At 67.8% G+C, this 22282-nt stretch carries 26 protein-coding genes; 16 read left to right on the top strand and 10 right to left on the bottom strand.

The annotated features are described in order from the left end of the window. Positions 1-100 precede the first annotated feature (100 nt). Together F1643_RS01330 and F1643_RS01325 are read right to left on the bottom strand one after the other, a co-directional pair. Complete coding sequence (locus tag F1643_RS01330) at positions 101-2113, bottom strand: DUF1272 domain-containing protein (RefSeq protein ID WP_255542277.1); 2013 nt, start codon at positions 2111-2113, stop codon at positions 101-103. A 171-nt stretch (positions 2114-2284) separates the two neighbouring features. After that, a complete protein-coding gene (locus F1643_RS01325; protein WP_194909976.1) occupies positions 2285-2659 on the bottom strand; it encodes a response regulator in 375 nt (124 codons plus the stop codon). A gap of 232 nt (positions 2660-2891) precedes the next feature. Between F1643_RS01325 and F1643_RS01320 the strand changes: the two genes are divergently transcribed. Then, positions 2892-3443: an invasion associated locus B family protein gene (locus tag F1643_RS01320; RefSeq protein WP_194909975.1), complete on the top strand. Its 552-nt coding sequence runs from the start codon at positions 2892-2894 to the stop codon at positions 3441-3443. A 77-nt stretch (positions 3444-3520) separates the two neighbouring features. Continuing rightward, positions 3521-4690 (top strand): 23S rRNA (adenine(2503)-C(2))-methyltransferase RlmN, encoded by a 1170-nt coding sequence (gene rlmN / locus F1643_RS01315; protein WP_014248981.1) that lies wholly within the window; start codon positions 3521-3523, stop codon positions 4688-4690. A gap of 6 nt (positions 4691-4696) precedes the next feature. Here rlmN and F1643_RS01310 read toward each other — a convergent pair whose 3' ends face one another. Both F1643_RS01310 and F1643_RS01305 read right to left on the bottom strand, forming a co-directional pair. Continuing rightward, positions 4697-5050 (bottom strand): hypothetical protein, encoded by a 354-nt coding sequence (locus F1643_RS01310; RefSeq protein WP_194909974.1) that lies wholly within the window; start codon positions 5048-5050, stop codon positions 4697-4699. Then, positions 5050-5340: a DUF6516 family protein gene (locus F1643_RS01305; RefSeq protein ID WP_370540425.1), complete on the bottom strand. Its 291-nt coding sequence runs from the start codon at positions 5338-5340 to the stop codon at positions 5050-5052. The genes F1643_RS01310 and F1643_RS01305 overlap by 1 nt, the downstream gene beginning before the upstream one ends. A gap of 199 nt (positions 5341-5539) precedes the next feature. Between F1643_RS01305 and F1643_RS01300 the strand changes: the two genes are divergently transcribed. The 5 genes from F1643_RS01300 (at position 5540) to F1643_RS01280 (ending at position 9468) form a co-directional block, all read left to right on the top strand. Next, positions 5540-5803, top strand: a complete 264-nt coding sequence (locus F1643_RS01300) for a hypothetical protein (RefSeq protein WP_014248979.1) — start codon at positions 5540-5542, stop codon at positions 5801-5803. A 275-nt stretch (positions 5804-6078) separates the two neighbouring features. Further along, positions 6079-6468 (top strand): succinate dehydrogenase, cytochrome b556 subunit, encoded by a 390-nt coding sequence (gene sdhC / locus F1643_RS01295; RefSeq protein ID WP_194909973.1) that lies wholly within the window; start codon positions 6079-6081, stop codon positions 6466-6468. 11 nt (positions 6469-6479) lie between these two features. Continuing rightward, complete coding sequence (gene sdhD, locus F1643_RS01290; RefSeq protein ID WP_111067317.1) at positions 6480-6875, top strand: succinate dehydrogenase, hydrophobic membrane anchor protein; 396 nt, start codon at positions 6480-6482, stop codon at positions 6873-6875. A gap of 5 nt (positions 6876-6880) precedes the next feature. Then, complete coding sequence (gene sdhA / locus F1643_RS01285; RefSeq protein ID WP_194909972.1) at positions 6881-8665, top strand: succinate dehydrogenase flavoprotein subunit; 1785 nt, start codon at positions 6881-6883, stop codon at positions 8663-8665. A 26-nt stretch (positions 8666-8691) separates the two neighbouring features. After that, positions 8692-9468, top strand: coding sequence for a succinate dehydrogenase iron-sulfur subunit (locus F1643_RS01280; protein WP_014248975.1), 777 nt, complete (start codon positions 8692-8694; stop codon positions 9466-9468). Positions 9469-9534: 66 nt separating this feature from the next. Here F1643_RS01280 and F1643_RS01275 read toward each other — a convergent pair whose 3' ends face one another. Continuing rightward, complete coding sequence (locus F1643_RS01275; protein WP_149223903.1) at positions 9535-9744, bottom strand: hypothetical protein; 210 nt, start codon at positions 9742-9744, stop codon at positions 9535-9537. 230 nt (positions 9745-9974) lie between these two features. On the opposite strand from F1643_RS01275, the gene F1643_RS01270 reads away from it, so the two are divergent. After that, positions 9975-10823: a branched-chain amino acid aminotransferase gene (locus F1643_RS01270; RefSeq protein ID WP_255542276.1), complete on the top strand. Its 849-nt coding sequence runs from the start codon at positions 9975-9977 to the stop codon at positions 10821-10823. Here the strand turns inward: F1643_RS01270 and F1643_RS01265 are convergent. Both F1643_RS01265 and F1643_RS01260 read right to left on the bottom strand, forming a co-directional pair. Further along, positions 10799-11104 (bottom strand): hypothetical protein, encoded by a 306-nt coding sequence (locus F1643_RS01265; RefSeq protein ID WP_194909971.1) that lies wholly within the window; start codon positions 11102-11104, stop codon positions 10799-10801. The genes F1643_RS01270 and F1643_RS01265 overlap by 25 nt on opposite strands. Before the next feature lie 216 nt (positions 11105-11320). After that, positions 11321-11953 carry a helix-turn-helix transcriptional regulator gene (locus tag F1643_RS01260; RefSeq protein ID WP_194909970.1) on the bottom strand — a complete coding sequence of 211 codons (633 nt, stop codon included), beginning with the start codon at positions 11951-11953 and terminating at the stop codon, positions 11321-11323. Between the two features lie 162 nt (positions 11954-12115). Between F1643_RS01260 and F1643_RS01255 the strand changes: the two genes are divergently transcribed. The 6 genes from F1643_RS01255 to F1643_RS01230 all read left to right on the top strand — a co-directional run bounded on the left by F1643_RS01255 (position 12116) and on the right by F1643_RS01230 (position 18228). Continuing rightward, complete coding sequence (locus tag F1643_RS01255) at positions 12116-12520, top strand: hypothetical protein (RefSeq protein ID WP_194909968.1); 405 nt, start codon at positions 12116-12118, stop codon at positions 12518-12520. Further along, positions 12517-12909: a hypothetical protein gene (locus F1643_RS01250; protein ID WP_194909967.1), complete on the top strand. Its 393-nt coding sequence runs from the start codon at positions 12517-12519 to the stop codon at positions 12907-12909. The genes F1643_RS01255 and F1643_RS01250 overlap by 4 nt, the downstream gene beginning before the upstream one ends. Continuing rightward, the gene (locus F1643_RS01245) at positions 12888-14441 is read left to right on the top strand and encodes a portal protein (protein WP_206692226.1); all 1554 of its coding nucleotides are present in this window, start codon (positions 12888-12890) and stop codon (positions 14439-14441) included. Before F1643_RS01250 ends, F1643_RS01245 begins: the two co-directional genes overlap by 22 nt. After that, positions 14434-14718, top strand: a complete 285-nt coding sequence (locus F1643_RS01240; RefSeq protein WP_149223909.1) for a hypothetical protein — start codon at positions 14434-14436, stop codon at positions 14716-14718. The genes F1643_RS01245 and F1643_RS01240 overlap by 8 nt, the downstream gene beginning before the upstream one ends. Positions 14719-14764: 46 nt before the next feature. Beyond that, positions 14765-15544, top strand: coding sequence for a hypothetical protein (locus tag F1643_RS01235; protein ID WP_194910151.1), 780 nt, complete (start codon positions 14765-14767; stop codon positions 15542-15544). Between the two features lie 302 nt (positions 15545-15846). Then, on the top strand, positions 15847-18228 hold the full coding sequence (locus tag F1643_RS01230) for a bifunctional diguanylate cyclase/phosphodiesterase (RefSeq protein ID WP_194909965.1): 2382 nt from the start codon (positions 15847-15849) through the stop codon (positions 18226-18228). On the opposite strand, the gene F1643_RS01225 is transcribed toward F1643_RS01230, so the two are convergent. Both F1643_RS01225 and F1643_RS01220 read right to left on the bottom strand, forming a co-directional pair. Continuing rightward, positions 18229-18762 carry a metallophosphoesterase family protein gene (locus tag F1643_RS01225; protein WP_194909962.1) on the bottom strand — a complete coding sequence of 178 codons (534 nt, stop codon included), beginning with the start codon at positions 18760-18762 and terminating at the stop codon, positions 18229-18231. 76 nt (positions 18763-18838) lie between these two features. Continuing rightward, a complete protein-coding gene (locus tag F1643_RS01220; protein WP_085090438.1) occupies positions 18839-19075 on the bottom strand; it encodes a DUF4170 domain-containing protein in 237 nt (78 codons plus the stop codon). Between the two features lie 196 nt (positions 19076-19271). Here F1643_RS01220 and F1643_RS01215 point away from each other — a divergent pair, with 196 nt between their 5' ends. Then, a complete protein-coding gene (locus F1643_RS01215) occupies positions 19272-20015 on the top strand; it encodes a cytochrome b/b6 domain-containing protein (protein WP_370540432.1) in 744 nt (247 codons plus the stop codon). Positions 20016-20247: 232 nt separating this feature from the next. After that, complete coding sequence (locus F1643_RS01210) at positions 20248-21351, top strand: cytochrome-c peroxidase (RefSeq protein WP_194909959.1); 1104 nt, start codon at positions 20248-20250, stop codon at positions 21349-21351. 94 nt (positions 21352-21445) lie between these two features. Here F1643_RS01210 and F1643_RS01205 read toward each other — a convergent pair whose 3' ends face one another. Beyond that, positions 21446-21874: a cytochrome c gene (locus F1643_RS01205; RefSeq protein WP_149223915.1), complete on the bottom strand. Its 429-nt coding sequence runs from the start codon at positions 21872-21874 to the stop codon at positions 21446-21448. Positions 21875-22282 lie beyond the last annotated feature (408 nt).

The raw sequence follows: 22282 nt of genomic DNA, 5'->3' as shown, positions 1-22282 counted from the left end.
CGGTCCCTGCGCTCTGCACGGGGCGGTTCCCCGGGAGCGATGGCACAGTCTGGCCGATTTGCGCGGCGAACGCCAGCGACAGCGCTGGCAATTCGGGGACTCAGAACCGAGGGGCGCAGCCGTCCGGCTTCACGATGCGGATGGTCGAGGGCGGGTTGGCCGCCAGCTTGGACGCCGGACGGATCGGCCGCCGCACCGGCTCGCCCCCGCAGTTCGAGCAGCGCTGCCCCGGCAGCCGGGCACGGCAATCGGCGCAGAAGGTGCATTCGAAGGAACAGATGTAGGCGTTCTCCGCCGCGGGCGGCAGGTCGCGGTCGCAGCATTCGCAGTTGGGGCGCAGGTCCAGCATGGCGCGGTCTCCGGTATGGGATGCGCCACGAGGATAGCCGCTGACACGGCGGATGGAGAGTGGCGCGGTTGCCGATGGGCGTGAAGATCGTGCCAAAAGCGATGCGCCCTCCCCCGGAGGAATCACATTGCTTCCGCCCGGCGGCCGAAGAGGGCGCGCAGCTTGCGGCCGATGGTGCCGCCCAGCATGCCGTGGCCGCCGCCCGCCTTGGGGAACCAGCCGGGATCGTCGGTCTGGAAGCGGCGGATGACGTGGACGAAGGCGTCGACCACGTCGGGGTCGAAGTCGCGCCCGGCCCGTTCGACGATCCAGGAGATGGCGTCCTCCACCGCCCAGGCGCTGCGGTACTGGCGGCTGGTGATCAAGCGCGTCGAACACGTCCGCCACGGCCATGATGCGGGCGCCGATGGGAATGGCGTTGCCCTTCAATCCTTCCAGATAGCCCGACCCGTCATAGCGTTCGTGGTGGTAGCGTGCGATCTCCGCCGCGATCGACAGCAGCGACCGCCCACGCAGGGGCACGGCCGCCTCGGCCAGGATGCGGTGGCCGATCTCGGTATGGCGCTGGATCATCTGCATGTCGATGCCGGTCAGCTCGCCCGGCATGCCCAGCGTCTCGTCCGATACGCTCAGCATGCCGACGTCGTGCAGCAAGGCGGCCAGCCCGACCTTCTCGACGAAATCGGCGTCCAGCTCGTCACCGAACTTGCCGCGCTGGTGCAACTCGCGGGCGATGGACCCCACCAGCCTCTCGATGCGCTGCAAATGGCCGCTGGCGGCGTTGTCCTTGTATTCGGCGAGCGCCCCCATCGCCAGGACGGTGGCCTTCTGCGAGGTGTTCAGCTCCTCGATCAGCAGGGCGTTCTCGAAGGCGATCGAGCATTTGTTGCGGAACAGCTCCAGCAGCTGCCATTCGCGGGCGGTGCCGTCGTTGCGGCCCTCGACATAGATCATGCCGGTGATGCCGCCGTTGGCGCGCAGGCGCAGCGCGCAGAAATCCGGCTCGATGATGGTTTCGCTGCTGGGCGACAGCCGTTCCAGCGCCGCCTCCACCCGCGGTTCGCCGAGATCCGAGACCTCCACGTCCTTCCATTTGGCGAAGCGGCCGGTGGAGGCGCGCACGCGGATCCTGCGGTCGCGCGGCAGCGTGTCGCCCTGGATGCACAGAAGCGCATGGTGGCCGATGCCGAGAAGCCCGACCACGCGCGGCAGGATGTTGGGGAACAGCACGTCGGGCGTGCGCATCTCCAGGAGGCCGGTGGTGGCGACCAGCATGCGGGCCAGCCCCTTGCGCCCGGCGGCCAGCGCCTGGAGGCTGGCGAAGGTGCGCAGCTGTCCGGCCACGGCGGCGCGGAGCGCTCGCGGCGTCAGTTCCGCCTTCACGCGCCAGTCGCCGACGTCGTTGGCGGCGATCGCCTCATCCTCCGCCGTCATCTCGGGATTGCCGGCACAGACCAGGATGCGGGTGCGCTGGTTGCCGAGTTCACGGCGCAGGTGGGTGACCAGATCCAGGCCGGCCCGTTCGCTTTCCAGCGCGATCTCCAGCAGGATCAGTGCGGTGTCGGGATGCTGCTGCAACGCATTGCGCGCCTCGGCGGCGGAGGCGGCGCCCACCAGCGCGATGCCGGCGCCTTCGATGGACAGCCCGTCCAGCGCCGACATGGATGCCGCCAGCAGCGACGGGTCGGGATCGACGACCAGAACCTTGAAGGGCGGCTTGGCGACCGGACCGGCCATCTCCGGCCGTGCATCGTCGTGGAGCATGGCATTCTCAGCGGTTGCGCGTGCGTGCTGCGCGTTCGCCAAAGTAATCTCATACGACCATTCATTCAACCGATGACGAAAGGTTGGCCGGCGATATCCGTGCCTGCGACGATGTATCCACGCCTGCGGCGCCGAATCGCGCCGCCCGGCCGGAGACGCCAGCCCGCGCCCTCAGCCGGCGACGATGGCTGCCACCACCTCCGACGCGAGAAGGGTGGGGTTGACCGGCTTGGAGATGACGCGCGTCACACCCAGCCTGGCGAAGGCGGCGGCGGCCAACTCGGCCGGAACCTTGTCCTCGATGGCCGACAGGATGACGACCGGCATCTCCGGCCGCAGGGTGCGCGCGGCCTGAATCACCTCGAAACCGTCATGGTCCGGCATGATGATGTCGGTCAGGACGAGGTCGAACTTCTCGACATAGAGGATGCCGATGGCTTCCGGGGCGCTGGCGCACAGGGTCAGTTCATGGCCATCGCGGGTCAGGATCGCGCGGATCAGGTTGCGCGTGACCGGATCGTCGTCCACCACCAGTAGCTTGGCCATGCCAATCCCCGTCGCGGTCATGCCGGGCGCAGGTATAGCGTGAACCCAGGGTTACGCCAGCGGCAAGTTTGTGACTCCCCATTGTCCTCAGGCGTGTCGAAATGTCACGCGGCGTGCAGGGCCGGCTGTGAGAAACGGGCCGGTCCCGGCCAGCCGGTCTTGGAATGGTCTGTCCGTTTGGGGTAGTGTCCGCCCGCACCCCACGGACCAACAACGAGCAGACGCAAGACCGATGTTGCTTCCCAACGCCGTCCGCCGATTTGCCGGGGCCGCCTTTGCCGGTTCTGTCCTCTCCGCGCTTCTTGCCGCCGGCCTGACTGCCGCGCCGGCCGCCGCCGCCGACCCGCGCCATCTCGGCACCTTCAAGGATTGGAACGCCTTCGCGTTCGAGGAGAAGGGGCAGAAGGTCTGCTACATTTCCAGCCAGCCCAAGAAGACGGAGCCGAAGGCCAAGCGCGGCGACATCTACGCGCTGGTCACCCACCGCCCATCGGAAAAGACCCTGGACGTCGTCAGCATCATCGTCGGCTATCCGTTCAAGAAGGGCAGCGAAGCCGAGGTCTCGGTCGACGGCAAGGAGTTCAAGCTGTTCACTGACGGCGAGACCGCCTGGGCCCGCGATGCCGAGAGCGACCGCGCGGTGACGGCGGCGCTTCGCGACGGCAGGCAGATGGTGGTGAAGGGCCTGTCCAGCCGAGGCACCAGGACCACCGACACCTACAGCCTGGCCGGCGTCGGGCAGGCCTACGATGCGATCAACGAGGCCTGCGGCGTGAAGCGCTGATCGCCGCAGCGGTTTACTCGGGTTTTTCCCCTCGAGTCTTTTGACTCCGCACGCTCATGGCCCTATGTAATGGGGCCATGAGCGCCTCCAATCATGCCTCCGCCTTCGTTCTGCCGGCGACCGACGCCGACGGACGCAAGAACCTTGTCGGCCTGTCCCGCGAAGAGCTGGAAGCCGAGATGCTGGCCGTCGGCCTGGAAAAATTCCGGGCACGCCAGCTCTGGCACTGGATCTATCACCGCGGCTCCACCGATTTCGCCGAGATGACCACGCTGGCCAAGCCGGTGCGGGAAAAGCTGGCCGACGCCTATATCGTGGCGCGGCCGACGGTGGTGAAGGACCTGAAATCGGCGGACGGCACCCGCAAGTGGCTGCTGCGCATGCCCGACGGGCAGGAGGTGGAGAGCGTCCATATTCCGGAGGAGGATCGCGGCACGCTCTGCGTCTCCTCCCAGGTCGGCTGCACGCTGACCTGCCGCTTCTGCCATACGGGCACGCAGCGTCTGGTTCGCAACCTGGATTCGGCGGAGATCGTGGCGCAGGTGATGCTGGCGCGCGACATGCTGGGCGAATGGCCGGCGCCGCCCGACGGGCGCATGCTGTCCAACATCGTCATGATGGGCATGGGCGAACCGCTGTTCAATTACGACAACGTCGCCAAGGCGCTGAAGATCGTGATGGACGGCGACGGCATCTCGATCTCCAAGCGACGCATCACCCTGTCGACCTCCGGCGTCGTGCCGATGATGGAGCGCTGCGGCGAGGAGCTGAACGTCAACCTCGCGGTCAGCCTGCATGCGGTGACCGACGAACTGCGCAACCTCATCATGCCCATCAACCGCAAATACCCGCTGCGCGACCTGATGGAGGCCTGCCGCAACTACCCCGGCCTGTCCAACGCCCGGCGCATCACCTTCGAATATGTGATGCTGAAGGGCGTGAACGACACGCCGGCCGACGCGCGGGCGCTGGTGAAGCTGCTGGAAGGCATCCCGGCCAAGATCAACCTGATCCCCTTCAACGAATGGCCGGGCGCTCCCTACGAGCGGTCGACCGCGCGGGCGATCCAGGTCTTCGGCGACATCGTCAACAATGCCGGCTATGCCAGCCCGGTGCGCACCCCGCGCGGCGAGGACATCATGGCCGCCTGCGGCCAGCTGAAGAGCGCCAGCCTGCGCATGACCGCCGCCGAACGCGCCGCCATCGCCGCCGTCATCGCGGAGAAGGACGCGGCGCTGGCGTCGTGAGGGAGATCAGAGAGCGATCCGGGTCGCGATGGCGTCATAGGGCGCCGTCAGCCCGGTCCCGCCTTCGTCCCGCTCGACCAGACCGGCCTTGCTCAGTTCCTCGACATCCTCATGCACCCGCCTGTAGTCGCGGCCGACCGCTTTGGCGAGCGCATTGATGCTCGCCGCCGGATGGCGGTGCAGGTGGCGCAGCAGTTCCAGCCGCTTCGGCGTCAGGACGCGCGCCAGCGTCTCGAATGAATCGAAGGACAGGTGGCGTTCGTTCACCGGTTCGCTCCGCTCGGCCCGATGCCAAGCGTCGACGAAGCGGCTGCCGAAATCGCGGGCGTCGTCGCCAACATGAACCTTCAGGTCCGTCATCACACCTCTCCTCCGGCGGCCCGAACATCGTCCAGAAAATCCTGCATCAGTCGCTCCGGCGTCACGAAACGGTAGGGCTCCTCCCGCGTTCCGTAATGACGGTGGTCACCCTTGCCGCGCTCGTTGTCGTAACCGACGACCCGCACCCCGTCGACGATGTAGACAAGACTGTATTTCAGAAAGTGTCCGGACGGTGGCACCGGCGATGGTACACGCCAGATTACCGCCTGAAGGATGGCCCCATTGACCATCTCCCGGCGTTCCTTGAAAAGCAGTTCAGCCTTCGGCACGGCTTTTCCCCGATGGTCCTGCCGACGACTATGACATCAAGTGTCATATGGCGCCAAGCGCCATTGATTCAAGCGCCGAAGGGAAGGACCGCGATGGCCCTGGGCTCAAGTCCGGCCTCCTCCCCAGGGAATTGCGGACGGAGACGTGCTGTGACAGGGTGTCGGCACTTCCGCCAACAGCCCCGGCCCGCGCATCGGCATGCCCGCCCCCATCGAGGACATCATCGCCAAGGCGATCAAGGACGCCGACAAGTCCTTCTTCAACGAGGATTATGCCAAGCAGGCGAAGGCGGTGACCGCCGCGCTGAAGAAGGCGGGGTACGAGGTGGCGCCGGTGAAGCCGCCGCCGGGGCTGGTCGAATGGGCCAAGGACAACATTCCGTTCGGCCGTCTTCGTCCGGCGGAACTGATTACGCAGATGTACTCGATGATGGTGGAGAACGTGCGCCGCTTCGACAAGTAGCGGCGGCTCAAGCTGGACAGCCTCCGACTGGCCGCTTTCGCTGGTATTACCACAGGACCCGAAGGCCGTTTCTTTTCAGCCACTTCCCGCGCTGCGCCAAAATCGTCACACCAGCACTTTCGGCCACCCCCCGCCGTTGACTCGGCTGCTGCGGGAGCGTAATTCATTGCGCCAACCAATAGGACGGACAGCCGTCCCAAAAGGGCACGCACCACCCAGCCGCCGCGGCAATCGTCATGTTGCGCCGCGCCCGGCCGCGAACAGAGGACGACGCAATGGCAAACGGCAGCGGTCGGCCGCTCTCCCCGCACCTTCAAGTCTACAAACTCCCGTTGACCGCAGTCATGTCCATCACGCACCGCATCACGGGCGTCGGGCTGGCTGTGGGCACGCTTCTGCTGGTCTGGTGGCTGGTCGCCGCCGCCACCGGTCCGGAGGCGTTCGCGCGCGCGCAGGGCTTCATCGGGTCGTTCTTCGGCCTGCTCCTGATGTTCGGCTGGACGGCGGCGCTGTACTACCACCTGTGCAACGGCATCCGCCATCTGGTCTGGGACGCCGGCAAGGCGTTCGAACTGACCGATGCCGACCGCAACAACAAGGTCGTCCTCGGCGCGACGGCGGTGCTGACCGTGCTGACCTGGATCGTCGGCCTGGCCGCGTGGTGAGGAGATAAGACATGGCGTCCAATAGCAAGACCCTCCGTTCGCCGCTGCAGGTCGCGCGCGGTCTGGGTTCCGCCAAGCATGGCACCGAACATTGGTGGTCGCAGCGCCTGACCGCGATCGCCCTGGTCCCGCTGACCGTCTGGTTCGTCTTCGGGGTCATCGGCCATCTGGGTGCCGATCACGCCGCCTTCGTCGCCTGGATGAAGTCGCCCTTCTCGGCCGTCATGATGGTCCTCACCGCCGTGGTCACCTTCCACCACGCCCAGTCCGGGCTTCAGGTGGTCATCGAGGACTACGTGCATGTCGAATGGCAGAAGATGGCGCTGATCATCGGCGTCAAGTTCCTGTCCTTCGCCCTGGCGGCGGCCTGCGTGCTGGCCGTCGTGAAGATCTTCATCGGAGCCTGACGACCATGGCGACCGCCTACAACATCATCGACCACACCTATGACGTCGTCGTCGTCGGCGCCGGCGGCGCCGGTCTGCGCGCCACCTTCGGCATGGCCGAAAAGGGCCTGAAGACCGCGTGCATCACCAAGGTGTTCCCGACCCGCTCCCACACCGTGGCGGCGCAGGGCGGCATCTCGGCCGCTCTCGGCAACATGGGCGAGGACGACTGGCGCTACCACATGTACGACACCGTCAAGGGGTCGGACTGGCTGGGCGACCAGGACGCCATCGAGTACATGTGCCGCGAGGCCATCCCGGCGATCATCGAGCTGGAGCATTACGGCGTTCCGTTCTCGCGCACGCCCGAAGGCAAGATCTACCAGCGCGCCTTCGGCGGCATGACCGCGCAGTACGGCAAGACCCAGGCCTACCGGACCTGCGCCGCCGCCGACCGCACCGGCCACGCCATCCTGCACACCCTCTACCAGCAGTCGCTGAAGCATGAGGCGGAGTTCTTCGTCGAATACTTCGCGCTCGACCTCATCATGGAGGACGGCGTCTGCAAGGGCGTGCTGGCCTGGAACCTGGACGACGGCACGCTGCACCGCTTCCGCGGCCAGCTGGTGGTGCTGGCGACCGGCGGCTACGGCCGCGCCTATTTCTCGGCGACCTCGGCCCACACCTGCACCGGCGACGGCGGCGGCATGATCCTGCGCGCCGGCCTGCCCCTGCAGGACATGGAGTTCGTGCAGTTCCACCCGACCGGCATCTACGGCTCCGGCTGCCTCATCACCGAGGGCGTGCGCGGCGAGGGCGGCTACCTGACCAACTCCAACGGCGAGCGCTTCATGGAGCGCTATGCCCCGTCGGCCAAGGATCTGGCGTCGCGCGACGTCGTGTCCCGCTCGATGACCATCGAGATCCGCGAAGGCCGCGGCGTGGGTGAGCACAAGGACCACATCCACCTGCACCTGGAGCATCTGCCGCCGGAGATCATCCACCAGCGCCTGCCCGGCATCGCCGAGACGGCCAAGATCTTCGCCGGCGTGGACGTGACCAAGGAGCCGATCCCGGTTCTGCCGACCGTCCACTACAACATGGGCGGCATCCCGACCAACGTTCACTGCGAGGTGCTGTCGCCCACGCCGGAGAACCCGGACCAGGTGGTGCCGGGCCTGATGGCGATCGGCGAGGCGGCCTGCGTGTCGGTGCACGGCGCCAACCGCCTGGGCTCCAACTCGCTGCTCGATCTGGTGGTGTTCGGCCGCGCGGCCGCCATCCGCGCCGCCGAGATCGTCAAGCCGGGCAAGGCCCCGTCGGTCAAGCCGGATGCTTGCGACAAGGCGCTGGAGCGGTTCGACCGCATCCGCAACGCCAAGGGTTCGATCAAGTCGGCCGACCTGCGGCTGGACATGCAGCGGACGATGCAGAACAACTGCGCCGTCTTCCGCACCGGCGAGGTCCTGGACGAGGGCGTCAGGAAGATCGACGCGGTCTATGCCAAGAAGGGCGAGATCGCCATCTCCGACCGCTCGCTGGTCTGGAACTCCGATCTGGTCGAGGCGCTGGAGCTGGACAACCTGCTGGGCCAGGCGGTCGCCACCCTGCACTCCGCCCAGAACCGTCCGGAAAGCCGCGGCGCGCATGCCCGCGAGGACTATCCGAACCGCGACGACGAAGGCTGGATGAAGCACACCGTCATCTGGGTCGCGGACAATGGCGAGACGAAGATCGATTACCGCCCGGTCCACATGTACACCCTGACCGACGAGGTCGAGGTCTTCCCGCCCAAGGCCCGCGTGTACTAAGGCCCGCCGGATAAAGGAAATCAGCCATGGTTGAATTCAACCTGCCAGCCAACTCCAAGGTCGGCGTCGGCAAGACCGTCAACGTCGCGAACGGCGCCAAGCGGGCCAAGAGCTTCAAGATCTACCGCTGGAACCCGGACGACGGCCAGAACCCGCGCGTCGACACCTATGTGGTCGATCTCGACAAGTTCGGGCCGATGATCCTGGACGCGATCATCTACATCAAGAACCAGGTCGACAGCACCCTGACCTTCCGCCGGTCCTGCCGCGAGGGCATCTGCGGGTCGTGCGCGATGAACATCGACGGCACGAACACGCTGGCCTGCCTGAAGGCGATCGACGAGGTTCCGGGCGACGTCAAGATCTACCCGCTGCCGCACATGCCGGTGGTGAAGGATCTGGTTCCCGACCTGAAGCACATCTATGCCCAGCTGGCCTCGATCAAGCCGTGGCTGCAGTCGCAGTCGCCGGCGCCGAGCCGCGAGCGGCTGCAGTCGCCGGAGGACCGCGCCAAGCTGGACGGCCTCTACGAGTGCATCCTGTGCTTCTGCTGCTCGACCTCCTGCCCCAGCTACTGGTGGAACGGCGACCGTTACCTCGGCCCGTCGATCCTGCTCCAGGCCTATCGCTGGATCGTCGACAGCCGCGACGAGATGACGGGCGAGCGCCTCGACAACCTCGAGGACCCGTTCCGTCTCTATCGCTGCCACACCATCATGAACTGCACCAAGGCGTGCCCGAAGGGTCTGAACCCCGCCAAGGCCATCGCCGAGATCAAGAAGCTGATGGTCGTGCGCCGCTGATCGCGGACAGGCTTTGCGACACCGGAAAAGGCGCCCCTTCGGGGGCGCCTTTTTTGTTTGGGAGCGTCAGACGAAGTCGGGATCGGTCGGGCGCGACGGCGGCAGGTCATTGCCGGGGGCCGGACTGTCGGTGGTGCCGGGGCCGCCGGGATCGGGCAGGTCGGGGGCATCGGTTACCGGCACGTCGACGACGGGGGCATCCTCGTGCGGGCCGGGGAACGGGCCGGCGGACAGGATGGACGGGGTGGCGCTGAGGCCGGGGGCGGTGGTCGGCATGGAATGCTTCCCCTCTGCGGGTCGTTGGCGGTTGCTTGCTCTCCCCTATCAACGGGCGAGTCCGCAATCCGCTCCATCGCACGGGACAATTGCGTGCGGACCGGTTGACCGGCGGCGGCGAGGGGGTATGCTCTTCGGGAGATCACCAACGACGACGAACCACCAATGGGCGGCGCGAACCGGCGTCGCCCAGCGGGTGAACGCATTTCTATCCTAGGGAAGGACCAATCATGGGCGGCATGGCAGGCCAGGCGTGGAGCTGGATCCAGGGCGAGTGGGTGGAGGGCAATCCGCCGATCGTCGGACCGCTGTCCCACACGCTTTGGCTCTCTTCGACGGTCTTCGACGGCGCGCGCGCCTTCCAGGGCGTGGCCCCCGACCTGGACCTCCACTGCGCCCGCGCCATCCGTTCGGCCCAGGTGCTGGGCCTGGAGCCGATGGTCACCGCCGGCGAGATCGAGGAGCTGTGCTGGGACGGCATCCGCCGCTTCCCCAAGGAGGCGGAGCTGTACATCCGCCCGATGTTCTACGCCGACGACGGCTTCGTCGCCCCGGCGCCGGAGAGCACGCGCTTCGTCCTGTCTATCTACGAGGACCCGCTGCCGCAGCCGACCGGCTTCGCCGCCTGCATCTCCACCCGCCGCCGCCCGATCCCGACCATGGCCCCGACCGAGGCCAAGGCCGCTTGCCTCTATCCGAATGCCGGTCTGGCGCTGACCGAGGCGCGCAAGCGCGGCTTCCAGAACGCCATCATGCTGGACGCCATCGGCAATGTGGCGGAGTTCGCGACGTCCAACATCTTCATCGCCAAGGACGGCGTGGTGCGCACCCCGGTTCCCAACGGCTGCTTCCTGAACGGCATCACCCGACAGCGCGTCATCGCCCTGCTGCGGGGCGACGGCGTCACGGTGGAGGAATGCACCTTGACGCCCAAGGACTTGCTGGAGGCCGACGAGGTCTTCTCCACCGGCAACCACGCCAAATGCGTGCCGGTGACCAAGGTGGAGGACCGCAGCTTCGCGGCCGGTCCGCTCTTCCAGCGGGCGCGGGCGCTCTATTGGGAATACGCGTTCCGCTGATCGAGCAGAGCAACCGCCGCCCGGCGGTGATGGGCCAGCGTGGCGGCCAAACGGGCCAGCCACGCATCGGTCCGGCAGGTCGCGGCGGTCAGGCTGCCGCGGCGCCGCGCGGTGGCGAGGCGAGCCTCGGCCGCGAGGTCTGAGTGCAGGCGGAGCGTTGCGGCGCGCTTGACGGCGTTGGCGCGGGCGCCGCCGCCGAGCAGGGCGGTGCGCAGCTCGGGCGTCGGCGGTCGGGCGTCATGGGTGCGGTGAAGGCTGTCCAGGCGGGCGGCGCGGTCCATGGAATGGACGGTAGCGCCTGCCGGGGTGGGTGGTAAAGGGAAATTTTCCTAGGATCGTGGGCCGGGTTGGGAGGTGTTTGCCCCCACCAGTCTCTTGCCCCCACCCTAACCCTCCCCCGCTGGGCGGGGGAGGGGATTGGTGCTTGTTCGGGAGAGCGGCGGCAGTTCCTCCCCCGCCCAGCGGGGGAGGTTAGGTGGGGGTTTGCCTCCGCATCCTCACTGGCTCGCCCAGATGATCCGCGCCATCCAGGCGACGTCCGCCATCGGGATGATGCGGTCGGAGTGGGCGCGGTTGATCGACAGAAGCTCGATCTTGGTCGCGGTTTCGCGGATCAGTTGCTTGGCCATCACCTCGCCGCCCTTGGTGCGGACGACGACGCGGTCGTTGCGGCGGATTTGTGCCGCGGGCGACACGATGATGGTGTCGCCGTCGCGGTAGACCGGCTCCATGCTGTCGCCGGAAATCTCCAGCGCATAGGCGTGCGGGTCGCCCAGGCTGGGGAACAGCAGCTCGTCCCAGCCGCTGCCGGCGGGGAAGCCGGCGTCGTCGAAATAGCCGGCCGATCCGGCCTGGGCATAGCCGATCACCGGAACGCGCTGCAGCGGGGTGGTGCCGGCGCCGTCGCCGACCAGCGACACGAATTCCGACAACGATGCGCCGGTGGCATCCAGCACCTTGGAGATGCTTTCGGTCGATGGCCAGCGCAGCTTGCCGTCGTTGGTCGTGCGCTTGCTCTTGTTGAAGGTCGTCGGGTCCAGTCCGGCGCGCCGCGCCAGCCCGGAGGCGGAGAGCCCGTGCTGTGCCGCGAGGCGGTCGATGGCCCGCCAGATGTCCGTATGTTTCAGCATGGGACGATAATCTCATAAACGGGCGACAGCGTCCCTAGGAACTTTTTCATAAAACTGTTGACCGTCCTCATTGGCGGGAACATAACGCAAACAGATGGCGCGGCCGCAATCCTGGCCCGGCGCCGCTCTCTTTCAAAAATCCGAAGCCGCAAGGAGACCAGCATGCTGAGTCCGGCCGCCCCCGCTTTGCCCGCCGCCCGCCTGTCTCACACCGTTCCCCTGGGTCCGGAGCCCTACCGTGCCGATGGCGAGCCCTTCGCCGGGGCGGAGGAGGCGTGGTTCTGGGCGGTGCAGGCGCAGGACGCCAAGGCGGCCGGCGCCCGCGTCGTCGCCGGGCGTGGGCTGGTCGAGCGACCCTGCGAGCCCCAGGACGTGCTGCGGGTGGTCGACCGGCTGTACCGGACGCGCAAGCTGCTGCGCGACCATCTGCATGTGCTGGTCCATTACGGCCGCCGCCAGAGCGCGCCGGAGCCCGACCGCTTCCGCGAACAGCGCGCCCATTCCTTGTGGCAGGAGGCTTTCGAGGTCATCGCACCGGCCCTGCGCGACAAGGGCATCGCCCGATGACAGCCGCCCCGATCGCTTGGGTGGTGTACCGGGGAGAGGCGCCGCTGTGGTGGCTGCGTCTGCTGAAGCCGGGTTTCCGCCATTGCCTGGCCCTGCTGAACGACGGGCGGCGCTGGGTGGCGGTCGATCCGCTGGCGGGTTTCACCGACGTGGCGGTGCTGGACCTGCCGGCCGACTTCGACCTGCCGGGCTGGTACCGCGCCCAGGGGCTGACGGTGGACCCCGCCCCGCTGCGCCGTCCCGCCGGCCCCGCCCCCTGGGGCCCCTTCACCTGCGTCGAGGCGGTCAAGCGCCTGATCGGCCTGCGCGCCCGTTGGGTGCTGACCCCCTGGCAACTGCACCGCCACCTGACCGGAGGAGACCGCGCATGCCCGCATCCGCAGCCGTGAAACCCGCCGCAGGCAGGTCGGCAGGCAGGACGAAGGACCTGTCGGAGCCGGAAGCCCTGCTGGAGCGCTATCGCCTCGCCCGCGAGAGCCGGGCCGTCTGGGAGAGCCATTGGCAGGACTGCTACGACCATGCGCTGCCCAACGGCCGGCCCTTCCGCGGCGGCGGAACGCCGGGCGAGCGGCGCGTCGACCGGCTGTTCGACGGCACCGCCCCCGATGCGGTGGAACAGCTGGCGGCCAGCCTGCTGTCGGAACTGACACCGCCCTGGTCGCGCTGGTTCGGCTTCCAGCCCGGTCCGGCGCTGGTGGGGGCGGAGCGCGACCGCATCGCTCCGCTGCTCGACCGTGCCGCCGGGATCGTGCAGGCGCATTTCGACCGCTCCAACTTCGCGGTGGAGGTGCATCAGGCCTTCCTCGACCTCGTCAGCGTCGGTACCGCCTGCCTCTTGATGGAGGAGGCCGCACCCGGCGCCCCGTCCAGCCTGCGCTTTACCGCCGTGCCGCTGGCCGAAGCGGTGCTGGAAGAGGGGCCGGACGGCCGGCTGGACGCCACCTTCCGCCGTAGCGAGGCGACGCTGGCGCAGATCCTCCAGCGCTTCCCCGGTGCGGACCTGCCCGACGAGCTGCGCAAACAGGCGGCCGACGAACCCGACAGCCGCTTCCCTCTGGTCGAGGCGGTGCTGCCCGACGGTACGGCCTATCGCTGGGGGGTGGTGCTGGACAGCGGGCTCACCGAGCCGTCCTGGCTGGCGCAGGGGCGCTTCGCCCAGTCGCCCTTCGTCAATTTCCGTTGGCTGAAGGCGCCGGGGGAAACCTATGGCCGCTCGCCGGTGATGAAGGCGCTGCCCGACATCAAGACCGCCAACAAGGTGGTGGAGCTGGTGCTGAAGAACGCCTCCATTGCCGTCACCGGCATCTGGCAGGCGGAGGATGACGGGGTGCTGAATCCCGCCACCATCCGGTTGGTCCCCGGCACCATCATCCCGAAGGCGATGGGGTCGGCCGGGCTGACGCCGTTGGCCAATCCCGGCCGGTTCGACGTGTCGCAGCTGGTGCTGGACGACCTGCGCGGGCGCATCCGCCACGCGCTGCTGGTCGACCGGCTGGGGCCGGTGGAGTCGGCGCGCATGACTGCGACCGAAGTGCTGGAACGCTCGGTGGAGATGGCCCGGCTGCTCGGCGCCACCTATGGGCGGCTCCAGGCGGAGCTGATGACGCCGCTCCTGCTGCGGGCGGTGGCGATCCTGCGCCGGCGCGGCGAGATCCCCGACATCACCGTCGATGGCCGTCTGGTGGAGTTGCAGCACCGCTCCCCGCTTGCCCAGGCACAGGCCCAGCGCGACGTCCAGGCGACCCTGCGCTGGCTGGACAGCGTCAAGGCGCTGGGGCCGGAGGCAGAGACCGCGGTGGACGCGGCGGCGACCGCCCGCTGGCTGGGCGAGGCCTTCGGCGTGCCGGCCAAGCTGATGCGGGCGGAACCCGCGGCGGCACCGGATGCCGAGTTGTCCAATGCCCAGTTGTCCAATGGCTGAGCCGCCGATGGTCGAGCGGGCCGGCTGGGATTGGCTGGAGGCGCCGCCCCTGACCGGTCCGATCCCCACAGCGGCGGCCGGGACCGATCCGGCGCCCAGCTTCGCCCGCTGCTTCGCCGGGACCGATGGCGCGCGGGTGCTGGCGGTGTTGCGGGCGATGACGCTCGACCGCGCGCTGGGACCCGACGCGCCGGAGGCGGCTCTGCGCCACCTCGAAGGACAGCGCCAGCTGGTCGCCACCATCCTCGCGCTCGTCGCGCGCGGGCGGGCGGGCTGACCGGCGGCATGCCCTTCCCCCTTTCCCTATCCTGCAGGAGTTGATGATGGCCGACACTTTGCTGACCGCGGCACCCGCCGCCGCACCCGCCGCCGACGCGGTCCCGCTGCTGCCGATCCCCGAAAAGTTCAGGGATCCCAAGACCGGCGAACTGCGCGTCGAGGCGCTGCTGAAATCCTATCTGGAGCTTGAGCGGCGCCTGTCCCAGCAGCCTTCGGCGCAGACGGCCGGCCCGGCGGCGCCCCCCGAACCGGCTGCTTTCGATCCGGCCAGCCTCGATCCGGTGCAGCTTCGTCGTCTGATGGGGGCGCCGGAGTCGGCGGAGGGTTATTGCATCGCCTGCGATCATGGCCTGTTCCAGCCGGACCCGGAGATCAACGGCCGCCTGTTCGAGGCCGGCTATACTCCGGCGCAGGCCCAGCTTCTGTACGACCTTGCCGCCGAGCGGATGGTCCCGCTGATCCAGACCGTCGCCGCCGAGTTCCAGGCGGAACGGGAGGTCGAACGGCTGGTCGCCCGTTTCGGCGGCGAGGAGCGCTGGCGCGAGGTGTCGCGGCAGCTGCTGGCCTGGGCCGGCAAGACCCTGCCGCCGGCCGCGGTCGAAGGGCTGACAACCTCCTACGAAGGTGTCATGGCGCTCTATTCGATGATGACCGGCAGCGAGCCGTCCGCCCTGTCGATGGCGGGAGCCCGCCCCGGCGGCGGGGATGGCGAGGCGGAACTGCGCACCCTGATGCGTGATCCCCGCTATTGGCGCGACCGCGACCCGGCGCTGATCGCCCGTGTCACCGAAGGCTTCCAGCGGCTCTATCCCAGCCACGGATGAGCCGAGGGCCGGGCCGGTAAGGCTCTGACCGTCAACGCCGATCGCCTTTTGCCCGGCCGTCTTTCCGCTTTCGCGGAAGGAGACGGCCGGGCAAGTCCGCTTGAAACATCGCTCCCCATGATCGGTAATAATGCTGCCTGTGGGGCAAAGCGTCGCAGCCTGCAACCTTCGTATCGGTTGGACAGCTGTCTGTTGCGCATGCGAAGAAAAAATTGCATTGCGCGATTGAAATGAAGTCGCCACTTTCCACAAATGACTAACCGTCCGTTAACCTAACGGACAAGAGAGCGACGCCAGGCACGATGACGCTGCGCCGCAAGATTCGCTGGCTGACCTGGATCGGCCTGATCGGCTGCCTGATGGCGGCGATCCCGGCGCTTTACCTGCTGCGCCAGGGCATGATCGCCGAACGTGAACAGGTCGCGGCCGCGCTGGTGGATTCGGCGGGCGGGCTTCTGCGCGACCTGGACCGGTCGGCGGCGTCGGGCGCCATGTCGGCCGAGGAGGCGCGCGACCGGGCGCGGACGGCCCTGCGGGCGCTGGCGGCCAAGCCTTTCCATGTCACGATCTTCACCGACGGCATCGTCCCGCCCGGCTGGCCGCCGATGGATCGCTCCGTGACCGCCGAAGGCCGGTTCGAGCCCTGGGGCTGGGCCATCGCCGCCGCCGGCGACGTCGGCGATCTCGACCGGGCCTTCCTGGTGGAGGCGTCGGGATTCCTGCTGTTCCTGACGGTGCTGCTGGTGCTGAGCTGGCCCGGATCGCTGTTCCTGTCGCAGCATGTGGTCGGCCCGTTGGAAATGCTGTCCGACCGCATGCGCCTGCTGACGGAGGGTCGGACCGACATCGACATTCCCGGCCGCGAGCGCCGCGACGAATTCGGCGCGATGGCCCGCGCCATGGAGTTCTTCCGCCGCGCCGCCATTGCCCTGATCGAACGGGACGAGCGGCTGGCCGGCATCATGAACAATGTCAGCGAGGCGATCCTGCTGGTCGATTCCCGCGGCCGGATCGAGGAGCACAATCCCGCCGCCGTCGCCCTGCTCGGCGTTCCGGCCGAAGACCTGCGCGGGCGTCCGCTGTCGAGCCTGTTCGCCGCTCCCGATCGCGCCCGGATCGATTCGCTGCTGGCCGATATGGCTGTCGACCTTATCGGTGACGCCGAGACTGCGGCGCCGGTGCGGGAGCATGCGCTGGGGATCGAACGTCCCGGAGGCGGCGACCGCATCGACGCCTCGCTCAGCGTCTCGCCGCTGGTGGTGCGGGGGCGCCGCGGCTTCGTCTGCGCGCTGGCCGACGTGACCGACCGGCTGCGGCATGAGCGCGAGTTGATGAGGCTGGCCACCCGCGACCGGCTGACCGGCCTGCCCAACCGGGCGATGATCGAGTCGCTGATGGAGGCGGCGGTGGAGCGCAGCCATCGCGACCGCCGCCCCTTCGCCGTGCTGTGCCTGGACCTGTCGCGCTTCAAGCTGATCACCGACACGCTGGGCCATCAGGCCGGCGATGCGCTTTTGCAGGAGGTGGCTCGGCGGGTCGCCGCCGCCGTCCGCCCCGACGATCCCGTCGGTCGCATCGGCACCGACGATTTCGCCGTGATCATCGAGGAGATCCGCGGTGCCCAGGAGGCTGCGGCCATCGCCGAACGCATCCTCGACTCCTTCGACGCTCCGGTTACCCTGCCGGGCTGCGAACATTATGTCCGCCCGGCGGTGGGCATCGCCGTCTACCCCGACAATCTGGCGGGTGCGGCGGGCTGGGATGCGACGGGCGACATCATGGACCCGCAGGCGTTGCTGCGCGCCGCCGAAACGGCGCTCTATGCCGCCAAGCGGATGGGCGGGCGCCGCTATGCCTTCTTCCGCCCCGAACTGGCCGAACAGGCGCGGCGCCAGCTGGCGCTGGACGGCGACCTGCGCGCGGCGCTGGCGCTGAAGCAGTTCCGCCTGCATTACCAGCCGAAGGTGTCGCTGATCGATTTCTCCCTGGAGGGATTCGAGGCGCTGCTGCGCTGGGAAAAGCCGGGGCAGGATCAGGAGCGGGCAACGATGATCCCGCCCGGCGAGTTCATTCCCGTGGCGGAGGAGACCGGCTTCATCGTGCCGCTCGGCGACTGGGTGCTGGACGAGGCCTGCCGGCAGATGCGCGAGTGGCTGGATGCGGGCATCGAGCCGGTGCCGGTCGCCGTCAACATCTCGCCCAAGCATCTGCGCAACCGCAGCGCCGATGATTTCCAACGCATCATCGACCGCCATGGCCTGCCCCCCGGCCTGATCGAGCTGGAGATCACCGAGGGGGCCGTGATGCAGGACCTCGACCATGCGCTGGGGGTGCTGGCGGCGTTGAAGGCGATGGGCATCCGGGTGGCGGTGGACGATTTCGGCACCGGCCATTCCAGCTTGAGCTATCTGAAGCGGCTGCCGATCACCACGCTGAAGATCGACCGCTCCTTCATCAACGGCGTGCCGAACGAGCGCGAGGATGCCGGCATCGTGTCCACCATCATCGCCATGGCCGACATGCTGGGCCTGCATGTGGTCGCCGAAGGGGTGGAGAAGACCGAGCAGGCCAATTTCCTGCGCCACCACAACTGCACCCAGGTGCAGGGCTGGCTGACCGGCCGCCCGGTGCCGGCGGACGCCGCCTGCGGCCTGCTGACGGAGCGGCTGCGCCAGACCGCGTAGTCAGGAGGGTGCTTGGTCCTCAGGCGCCTTCTTGCGCCGCGGACGCGGGACCGTCAGTTCGGCCAGGGTGACGGGACGGAAATTCCAGACATCGACGCCGACGTCGATCTGCCGCGGCTGCGGCTTCAATTGGCCGTGGCTGTGGCCGTGCAGGTTCAGCGCCTTGCGGTGCATGCCGTTCCAGGTGCGGAAGGCGTAATGGCACATCACCAGATCGACGCCGTCCAGCGTCAGTTCGGCGTAATGCCGCACGCTGGCCCAGCCCGGCAGCGCAAGCGTGGCCGCGCCGTCATTGTTGCCGGCGACCAGATGCTTGGCGCCGTTCAACCGGCCGAGCAGGTCCGCCATGGCGTCCGGCCGCATGTGCAGGGCGAAGTCGCCGAGGTGCCAGACCTCGTCGCCGGGGCCGACGGTGGCGTTCCAGTTGGCCTCCATCGCCGCGTCCATCTCGGCCGTGGAGTCGAAGGGGCGGCGGAAGCGCCCGCGGGCGCCGCCATGGCCGAAATGGGTGTCGGAGGTGAAATAGACGGTCATCGACCGGTCAACGCCGCTGCGCGGCGGGCGGTTCCCTGTACCAGGGTCTCGCCCGCCGCGCGCCGGTTCGACGGCTTCAGTGCTTGTGATCGTCCGCCGCCGGATCGAGGAAGCGGTGCAGGTGGACGATGTAGTAGCGGGTGTGGGCATCGTCGATGGTCTGGCCGGTGGCGCCGCGCCATGCCTTGTAGGCGTCCTCGTAGCTCGGGAAGATGCCGACGATGTGCAGCTTCGACGGATCGACGAACTGGTCCGTGTCCGGACGCACGAGTTCGCCGCCGAACACGAGGTGGAGGAGCTGTTTGTCGGGCATGGCCTATGAGTCCTTGTAACCGGGGGTGAGGGGGAATTACGGCTGTCTTTGCGCCGGCAGGCCGGCTGATGCGTCGCATTCTCATATCCGCCGGCCGGGCGGTGCTTCAAGCCTGTTGACAGGCCATTCGACCGATGCCACCACGGGACTGCGGCGTTTCCAGGATCAGGACAAAGAATCCGTCCCTTTGCCGCAGATGACAAGCGCCGGAAATACGGCTGAACACTGCGAGGATCGAGCGATGGCAAGTGGTCATACCGCGACTCGGGAGAAACATGGGCGTGAGGTTCGGGTCTGGGACCTGCCGACCCGGCTGTTTCATTGGGGGCTGGTCGCCGCGGTGGCTGTCGCGATTCTGTCGGCCGAGCTTGGTATGCTTTCCATTCATATGTTGGCGGGGGAAACAGTTCTGATACTGGTGCTGTTCCGGCTGGGCTGGGGCGTGGTGGGCAGCCAGACCGCGCGCTTTGCCGATTTCGTCAAGGGGCCGGGCGCCATCCTGGACTATCTGAAGCGGTCGCGGGCGGGTGGGGAAGCCGCCTTCACCCTGGGCCACAACCCGCTGGGCGCACTGATGGTGGTGGCGCTGCTGCTGATCCTGCTGGTCCAGGCGACAAGCGGCCTGTTCACCAGCGACGACATCCTGGTCGACGGTCCGCTGGTGCCGATGGCCTCCGGCGCCACGGTGGCGGCGCTGAGCTCGGTCCACCGCCTGCTGGCCAACGGCATCTTCGTGCTGATCGGTCTGCATGTGGTGGCCGTGTTCTTCTACCTGCTGGTCAAGAAGGACAACCTGATCCGGCCGATGGTGACCGGCCGCAAGAGTCTGCCCGGCCGTGTCGCGACGTCGGAACCGCGGCGCGCCCCGGCGGCGCTGGCGCTGGCGATCCTGGCCGCTTCCGCGGGGTTGGTCTTCCTGGTGCTGCGCGCCGCCGGCTGAGCCTGCGTCTTCGCCGGGCGTTTTCCTCAAGTGGCAGCCATATGCCATTGGTTGTGTGCGACAACTCGTCGTCTATGGCCGGACGCCTGCTTGTCTAGAATGACTCCAGATTGATCCGAGCCAAACCTCAACGAACCAATGACGCCGGCCCGACTTCCGGGATCGATCGACCTTTGCTTTTTTGAAGCCGAAGGTTGTAGAGGATGTCGGCCGTGCCGGGGGACAGCCAGCCATGCACGCACAATCCGGACATCGCCCGACCGCAGCGCTGAAAGGCCTGCTGATCGGCACTGCCGCCGCCCTGGGCATCCTTGCCGCGACCGCCGGTACGGCACCGGCGGCCGATCCGCCAGCAGCGGGCGACGCCCTGATGGGCCGTGCGCGCGAAATGTTCAAGCCGCTGCCCGCCACCCTGCCGGCGATTCGCAACAATGCGGTCACGCGCGAGAAGATCGAACTCGGCAAGATGCTGTTCTTCGATCCGCGCCTGTCGGCCAGCGGCATCTTCTCGTGCAACAGCTGCCACAATCTCGGCCTCGGCGGCGTCGACGGGCTGGAGACCTCGGTCGGCCATGGCTGGCAGAAGGGTCCGCGCAACGCGCCGACCGTGCTGAACGCCGTGCTGAACGTCGCCCAGTTCTGGGACGGCCGGGCGGAAGACCTGAAGGCCCAGGCCAAGGGGCCGATCCAGGCCGGCGTGGAGATGAACAGCACGCCCGACCGCGTGATGGCCGTGTTGAACAGCATGCCCACCTACAAGGCCAAGTTCGCCGACGCCTTCCCGAACGAGAAGGATCCGGTGACCTTCGACAATGTCGCCATGGCGATCGAGGCGTTCGAAGCGACGCTGACCACCCCCGCCTCTCCCTTCGACCAGTATCTGGAGGGCAAGGCCGATGCGCTGACCGGCACGCAGAAGGCCGGGTTGGAGCTGTTCATCGACAAGGGCTGCGCCGGCTGCCACAACGGCGTCAATGTCGGCGGTCATGATTACTTCCCCTTCGGCGTGGTGACCCGTCCGGGGGCGGAGATCCTGCCGCCGGGCGACAAGGGCCGCTTCGCCGTCACCAAGACCGCCGACGACGAATATGTCTTCCGCGCGCCCACCCTGCGCAACGTCACGCTGACCGCCCCCTATTTCCATTCCGGCAAGGTGTGGGATCTGCGCCAGGCGGTGGCGGTGATGGGGTCGAGCCAGCTCGGCGCCACCCTGTCCGACCAGGAGATCGACAAGATCACTGCCTTCCTGACGGCGCTGACCGGCCAGCAGCCGCGCGTCGAGTATCCGTTGCTGCCGGCCAGCACGCCGGCCACGCCGCAGCCCGTGTTCAAGTAAAGGTTCGGGCAGGGCTCCGGTAATGGAAAAGCCCTTCCCCACGTCGGTGGGGAAGGGCTTTTTCCGTCTGGCCGGCGTCCGTCGGAACTGCCGCTTATTCGGAGCGGTAGCGCTGGTGGCAGGCCTTGCAGGTGTCGGCCATGGCGCCGAACGCGTTGCCCGTCGCGGCCTTGTCACCCGAGGCGGCGGCGACCTTCAGCGCCTTGGCGGCGGTCTGCGTGTCCTGCGCCTTGGCGGTGAAGTCCGGGAAGTTCGCCCAGATCACTTCCTTGGCCGCCGTCTTGCCCTTGTCGGAGCCGGGCGGGAACAGGCCGGGGATCTTGGCGGCGAAGGCGTCGATGCGGTCGGCCACCGGACCGATGGCAGCCAGATCGCCCTTGCCCACCGCGTCCTTGATCTCGCCCATCGCCTTCTTGTAGTCCTCGAACCCGGCCTTGCGGGTCTGGATGACGTCCTGAGCGAAAGCGACGCCGCCGGTCAGCATCAGCGCGGCCGAGGCCGCAAGCACTATACGGGAAAACACGGTTCTTATCCCTTCTTGAATTCAGTTCCCCACGCGAGACTTTACACACGGTTAGGCCGAAAATGTCAAGTGGAGTAGGAACGAAAGGTTTTGGACCATCATGGTATTCATTTGTATCGTAAGAAATAATGCTGCTCATGATGAGGGTGGTATTTGGTAATTCCGCAGGCTCCATCCGAAGGGTGTCGGGAATACCGGCGAAGCGGCGCAAGGCTGCCCGCCAACGATGACCCGATACGGCTTGGCCGATGCGCCGGTACGGTGCGGCCACAGGGCGGAAAATCCGCGGAACCGGGCGGTTTTCACCGGCCGACCGGCCTTGCAACCGGGGTGGAGCGGAAGTAAGGTCCCGCCTCGCGCCTTCCACCCGGAGGGGCAGGCGTCGCACGACGTCTCCGCCACACCGTC

This window comes from Azospirillum sp. INR13 (assembly GCF_015390205.1).
GTDB lineage: Bacteria > Pseudomonadota > Alphaproteobacteria > Azospirillales > Azospirillaceae > Azospirillum.
This window is presented reverse-complemented; position numbering and strand designations above follow the sequence as displayed.

What these genes read in the sequence shown, in the direction of transcription:
- F1643_RS01220 (WP_085090438.1), bottom strand. Translation starts at nt 19,075, where the DNA reads ATGCCCGACAAACAGCTCCTCCACCTCGTGTTCGGCGGCGAACTCGTG.
- F1643_RS01270 (WP_255542276.1), top strand. Translation starts at nt 9,975, where the DNA reads ATGGGCGGCATGGCAGGCCAGGCGTGGAGCTGGATCCAGGGCGAGTGG.
- F1643_RS01330 (WP_255542277.1), bottom strand. Translation starts at nt 2,113, where the DNA reads ATGCTCCACGACGATGCACGGCCGGAGATGGCCGGTCCGGTCGCCAAG.
- F1643_RS01245 (WP_206692226.1), top strand. Translation starts at nt 12,888, where the DNA reads ATGCCCGCATCCGCAGCCGTGAAACCCGCCGCAGGCAGGTCGGCAGGC.
- F1643_RS01230 (WP_194909965.1), top strand. Translation starts at nt 15,847, where the DNA reads ATGACGCTGCGCCGCAAGATTCGCTGGCTGACCTGGATCGGCCTGATC.
- F1643_RS01225 (WP_194909962.1), bottom strand. Translation starts at nt 18,762, where the DNA reads ATGACCGTCTATTTCACCTCCGACACCCATTTCGGCCATGGCGGCGCC.
- F1643_RS01280 (WP_014248975.1), top strand. Translation starts at nt 8,692, where the DNA reads ATGGTTGAATTCAACCTGCCAGCCAACTCCAAGGTCGGCGTCGGCAAG.
- F1643_RS01260 (WP_194909970.1), bottom strand. Translation starts at nt 11,953, where the DNA reads ATGCTGAAACATACGGACATCTGGCGGGCCATCGACCGCCTCGCGGCA.
- sdhA (WP_194909972.1), top strand. Translation starts at nt 6,881, where the DNA reads ATGGCGACCGCCTACAACATCATCGACCACACCTATGACGTCGTCGTC.
- F1643_RS01210 (WP_194909959.1), top strand. Translation starts at nt 20,248, where the DNA reads ATGCACGCACAATCCGGACATCGCCCGACCGCAGCGCTGAAAGGCCTG.
- F1643_RS01275 (WP_149223903.1), bottom strand. Translation starts at nt 9,744, where the DNA reads ATGCCGACCACCGCCCCCGGCCTCAGCGCCACCCCGTCCATCCTGTCC.
- F1643_RS01215 (WP_370540432.1), top strand. Translation starts at nt 19,272, where the DNA reads ATGACAAGCGCCGGAAATACGGCTGAACACTGCGAGGATCGAGCGATG.
- F1643_RS01240 (WP_149223909.1), top strand. Translation starts at nt 14,434, where the DNA reads ATGGCTGAGCCGCCGATGGTCGAGCGGGCCGGCTGGGATTGGCTGGAG.
- F1643_RS01325 (WP_194909976.1), bottom strand. Translation starts at nt 2,659, where the DNA reads ATGGCCAAGCTACTGGTGGTGGACGACGATCCGGTCACGCGCAACCTG.
- F1643_RS01235 (WP_194910151.1), top strand. Translation starts at nt 14,765, where the DNA reads ATGGCCGACACTTTGCTGACCGCGGCACCCGCCGCCGCACCCGCCGCC.
- F1643_RS01265 (WP_194909971.1), bottom strand. Translation starts at nt 11,104, where the DNA reads ATGGACCGCGCCGCCCGCCTGGACAGCCTTCACCGCACCCATGACGCC.
- F1643_RS01250 (WP_194909967.1), top strand. Translation starts at nt 12,517, where the DNA reads ATGACAGCCGCCCCGATCGCTTGGGTGGTGTACCGGGGAGAGGCGCCG.
- F1643_RS01300 (WP_014248979.1), top strand. Translation starts at nt 5,540, where the DNA reads ATGCCCGCCCCCATCGAGGACATCATCGCCAAGGCGATCAAGGACGCC.
- rlmN (WP_014248981.1), top strand. Translation starts at nt 3,521, where the DNA reads ATGAGCGCCTCCAATCATGCCTCCGCCTTCGTTCTGCCGGCGACCGAC.
- F1643_RS01255 (WP_194909968.1), top strand. Translation starts at nt 12,116, where the DNA reads ATGCTGAGTCCGGCCGCCCCCGCTTTGCCCGCCGCCCGCCTGTCTCAC.
- F1643_RS01310 (WP_194909974.1), bottom strand. Translation starts at nt 5,050, where the DNA reads ATGACGGACCTGAAGGTTCATGTTGGCGACGACGCCCGCGATTTCGGC.
- sdhC (WP_194909973.1), top strand. Translation starts at nt 6,079, where the DNA reads ATGGCAAACGGCAGCGGTCGGCCGCTCTCCCCGCACCTTCAAGTCTAC.
- F1643_RS01320 (WP_194909975.1), top strand. Translation starts at nt 2,892, where the DNA reads ATGTTGCTTCCCAACGCCGTCCGCCGATTTGCCGGGGCCGCCTTTGCC.
- sdhD (WP_111067317.1), top strand. Translation starts at nt 6,480, where the DNA reads ATGGCGTCCAATAGCAAGACCCTCCGTTCGCCGCTGCAGGTCGCGCGC.